1 protein-coding gene and 2 pseudogenes are annotated in these 4827 nt (G+C 52.5%); 2 read left to right on the plus strand and 1 reads right to left on the minus strand.

Annotated elements, in window-relative coordinates:
• Positions 1 to 79 precede the first annotated feature (79 nt).
• Positions 80 to 947 (minus strand): annotated as a pseudogene (locus tag L995_RS05650) (integrase core domain-containing protein); the annotation flags it as partial.
• 776 nt (positions 948 to 1723) lie between these two features.
• Here L995_RS05650 and L995_RS31770 point away from each other — a divergent pair.
• Both L995_RS31770 and L995_RS32815 read left to right on the plus strand, forming a co-directional pair.
• Positions 1724 to 3301: a hypothetical protein gene (locus L995_RS31770; protein WP_082001492.1), complete on the plus strand. Its 1578-nt coding sequence runs from the start codon at positions 1724 to 1726 to the stop codon at positions 3299 to 3301.
• 58 nt (positions 3302 to 3359) lie between these two features.
• Positions 3360 to 4162: pseudogene (locus tag L995_RS32815) on the plus strand (IS5 family transposase); the annotation flags it as partial.
• Between the last annotated feature and the right edge of the window lie 665 nt (positions 4163 to 4827).

Below are 4827 nucleotides of genomic sequence, written 5' to 3' on the forward strand. Positions count from 1 at the left end.
ATACGCAGCAACCAGGTCGTGATGCGCTCGGGCCAGCGCATGGTGCTGGAGGCCCGGCTGCCCCACATGGCGTGTTCAGTCCCACAGTGAGATGGTGCGGATGAAGTCTAAAGCGGCTTGGATCTTTTTCCCATGCCTCGCAAATCGTCCGGAATGGTGTCTTCCACCTGAGCGCATTCAAGTGTTTGCCGAAGTTGTAGCTTTGAACCAAGGCCTGGACATGCTCCCGTAGCTGCTCCAGTCCCTCGTACTCGTACGCCTTGATCGTGGATTCCTTGATGGTCCGGTTCATGCGCTCGACCATGCCGTTCGTCAAGGGGTAATATGGCTTGGTGTGCCTTTTATCGAAACCATTGAACCTGCAGATGCGTTCAAAGATGTGACCGATGCATGTGTCGGTGACGCCGCCTCTGAAGCGCTCTTGCCCTGTAAAGGCCATGCCGTTGTCCGTCAGGACGGTATGTATGCGGTACGGAAAGGCAACAAGCACCTGTCGAAGGAACTGCGCTGCATTGGCTTTCGTGGCCCTGTCAAAGAACGCGACATGCGTGAATTTTGAGACGCAATCTATGGCGATAAACATGTGCTGTCTGCCACTGGAGATCTTCATTTCAGCGCTGTCGATGTGCACGAAGCCCAGCGTCGTTTCTTCAAACTTTCCGTGCCTTCGTGGCAGGTGCGTTGCGAGTTGTCGGCTGATTCCGTGACGCTGCAGGCATCGATGCAAGGCGCTGCGGCTGAGCTTGGGTGCTGTCTCCAGGAGCTGTTCCATGAGATCGTACAGCGACAAATGTCCTTGCTTGCGTAACGCAATTGCCAGGTGTTCTTGCTCTTGAGAAAGATGCCGACTTGCTCTGTCCCAAGGACCGATGGGAGCCGGTCGCTAGCTGGAGTTTTGCGCGGATACGCGGCGTTGTGCGGGCGCTGCCATGCAGGCGGATTGCCATAGTGCTTTCTCCTGTTCCAGGCTGAAGAATGCACCATGACTTCCTGGGATTGTACATCTAAATACTCTAGCTACCATGCCCTTTATGGCGCCTATGCTTCACTTGAATGGTCATACATAAAGCACCACGGCGACCAAGTTCAGCGGAGAGCACAGCCAGCAGGCGGTCTCATTGTCCGTCGTTCGCGCATTGAGTGAGTCTCGCTTGAGTCTGTTATTCGACCATCCATTGAAGGTGATGTGCAACTGCACATTCGGCGACAGCGCAAAAAGATCATAGGCAAAGCCTTGCAGTGTTCAGTGGAGGAGGCATAAAGCGTTGGCCTGAAAAACGAATAGTCTAGGGAGACGAGGCTCCCTTTCAGCCACCGGCAAAACCACTTCATCGTTCGCTATGACATAAATTACTGCGATGATTTTTCCAACAGTCTTCCCTGCAGATTATAGAAATTTCAAAAATATTAAGAAAATTCTTAAGCACCAAAAAATCTAGATTCACTAATATCAGGTAGCATTATTTCGAGAAAAGCTGAAAGCATTTCTTTCAAGTTTGATAAATTTAACCTACAAAGGGTATACGAGAATAATTTCATTCCGGTAGAAGTGGGTTTTTATGACGAGCACTTGGAAGCACGGCTATCGCACGTACACATAGGCACAGCCAACGGCTGTGTCTCTGTGGCCAATAATGGTGCAAATGTAAATCACAATGAAGCCAAATATTCCCGATGGCTGAGTTAAATCAAATTGAAAATACATAATGAAGGAGTTCTTTAAATGATTCGCGTTTTATTCAATTTACTATATAAAAATATAAGTAGCAGAGCAGTCAAAAAATCGGGAAAATTATGTATATTTACCAGTTGCCAAATTTTCATGTGCGCCACAATGCTTCTTGTGACAAGTACGACACGGGCGCAAAGCGGCACTATTTTTGTCGACCCGGAATTCAATCCGGGAAAAGGAGTTGCAGGACTAAATCAATGGGTCCACACGCTCGCAGTGCAACCCAAGGATGAAAAAATAATCATCGGTGGATCATTCGATTCTGTGGATGGCATTCCTCGCAAGGGTATCGCCCGCCTGAATGCTGATGGATCCCTAGATGTGGATTTTATTCCAGGTGATGTTAATGAAGTCCGGGCAATTGCGTTGCAGTCTGATGGTCGAATAATAATTGGCGGTCAGTTCACCGATATCAACGGAACGCAGCGCAAAGCCATTGCTCGCCTCAATGCCGACGGCTCACTTGATACCTCTTATGAAGTTGATATAAGGGAAATTTATCCATTTATCTATTCAGTAACTTTGCAGCCCGATGGCAAGGCAATAATATCAGGGATCTTCAGCACTGTTGAAGACATAAAAATTGAGGGAATTGCTCGTGTCAACGTCGATGGTTCACTCGACAAAACTTTTGCCCCTCCTTTTTTGAGCCCACCAATTTACACAGTTGCTGTGCAATCGGATGGTAAGCTGCTCATTGGAGGTGATTTTGGAAGGGTTAATGACCAGCCAACTCATAGTGGCATTGTCCGACTTAATTCCGACGGCTCAATCGACACCACTTTTAATGCAGGCAGTTTATTTCCCACAAGCGTCAGATCCATTGCAATTCAGCCTGATGGCAGGATCGTAATAGCCGGAGGCTTCGAAAGTGTTGATGGTGTGTCTCGCAACAGAATTGCGCGTATCAATTCGGATGGTTCACTGGATGCATCATTTGATCCTGGCGCGGGGGCTGAGGGTGGATATCCCCAGAATATTGCACTGCAGCCTGATGGCAAGGTACTGCTCTCAGGGGATTTTAATATTGTTAGTGGAAAATCCCGCAACAATATTGCGCGCCTTCATACCGATGGCACTCTTGACAATACCTTTGATCCTGGTGAAGGCGCTGACTCCGTAGTGAGCGTTGTCACTCTGCAATCCGATGGAAATGCGCTAATCGGCGGTTTATTTACAAGCTTCAATGGAACGACCCGCAACCGCATTGCACGCCTGCTGATGAATTTGAGCACTACCATGATCGTCACGCCATCCGTCCCAGGGGGGCATGGCGCAATCAGCCCTGCGTCCGCTCAAAGCGTTACTTCTGGCGATTCCGTCAGTTTCACTCTGGAACCAGCCAACGGTTATGTCGTTGATACCGTTGACGGCTCCTGTGGCGGCACGCTCAACGGCAACACCTTCATTACCGCGCCAGTTTTCATGGATTGCAACGTCTTCGCGCGGTTCAAATTGGCAGCTAGTCCGTCCTCGGTGCATCCGGTTCCAATGCTCGCGCCGGCAGCGCTGGCAGGGCTTATTGCGGCGATGGGATTGATCGGTGCGCTTCGGCGACGAATTGCTTAAGAGCGGCTAACACCACTTGGCCAGAAGCCCGCCGCAGAGCGTTAGGCTCGCTGCCCTCATGGCACAACGACCCATAAGCAAAGAACTGTGGCGACAGCTGCAACCTCTCATCCCAGCCTTCGTACCTTCCGCCAGAGGTGGTGCCCGCAAGCTCGCAGTCAGCGATGAAGCCGCTCTCAACGGCATCCTGTTCGTGCTGCAAACAGGCATTCCATGAGAAGACCTTCCCCAATCTCTTGGGTACGGTAGCGGCATGACCTGCTGGCGGCGCCTGCGCGACTGGAATGCCGCTGGTGTGTGGGAACAGTTGCACCAGGCCATACTGACTTGCTTGCGTGAACATGACCAAATCGATTGGAGCCGAGGCAGCATTGATGGCACCTCGGTACTAAGCCCCCGGGGGACCAGGAAACGGGGCCCAACCCGACGGACAGAGGCAAGCTCGGCTCCAAGCGACACATCGTCGTAGATGCCAGAGGCATCCCGCTGGTGATTTTGGTCAGCGTCGCGAACCGGCACGACTCCAAGATGTTCGAGAGGTGCGTGGACGCGATTCCTGCGATTTCAGGCTTGGCAGGGCGCCCCCGCAAAAGACCATCGAAGTTGCACGCCGACAAGGGCTATGACTACAAGCGTTGCCGTGCGCACTTGAGACAACGGGGCATAGCCAGCCGCATTGCCAAGCGAGGCGTTGAGAGTAGCGAGCGGCTTGGCAAGCACCGGTGGGTGGTGGAGCATACCCATGGATGGTTTGCAGGCTTTGGCAAGTTGCGAATCCGCTTTGAACGACGGCTGGATATCCACGAAGCGCTGCTGAAATTGGCAGAGGCGATCATCTGTGCGCGCTTCGTGGATCGGTGGTTTTTGCTGGTGATGCCACTCCTTAGCAGTGAGCGCAGAACGCGTATGCATACGATCTCCACGCTTGGTAGCCTTTGCCCACAAAGGCAATCGCTGGCGGCCTGTACATGCCGGCGAGTATGCCCCTTTTTTTTTCGGCGTCTCGGCCAAGATGTGCCTGTCGTAGGTGCACGCCACACGGCGCATGTCTGCCACCAAGACCTCCTTCAACGTGCTAGGCTGTATGGCCTCGATTGGCAGCTCAGTCTGCAGGTAGTTTTCATCGCGGAAAAGTGGGAATTCGGGTTTTTGCCCCCAGGTGTTTCCATTACGGTTTCGTCGGAGGCCTCGAAGATGTTCTGTAGGTAAGAATCCTGCTGACCAAATGCAATGCCAGGGCGGACTGGCCACGGTCCAGGGTGAACGACACCGCAAGTGTGTGCTTGTTCTTGCGCCAGTCGATCAGGACAGTCACCCGTGTGAGCGATACCAACGGGTACGTCAGCGTCTACTGCGTCTGAACCGACCAAATCGCGTTGATCGCAGAGTGCAAGCACTTGAAGGCCAATGTGCACGCTCTGCTGCGCAAAGATCTGCCGTGTGAGCGCGGGTGCCAGCGGCCGCTGCGGGCTCAGGCCTGCCTTTTCCTCATCCTGCGGCTGGCCAGATAGGCCATGCCGCACAAC

The sequence above is a fragment of the Delftia sp. ZNC0008 genome (assembly GCF_000799035.1).
In the GTDB taxonomy this organism is placed as follows: Bacteria; Pseudomonadota; Gammaproteobacteria; order Burkholderiales; family Burkholderiaceae_C; genus Comamonas; species Comamonas tsuruhatensis.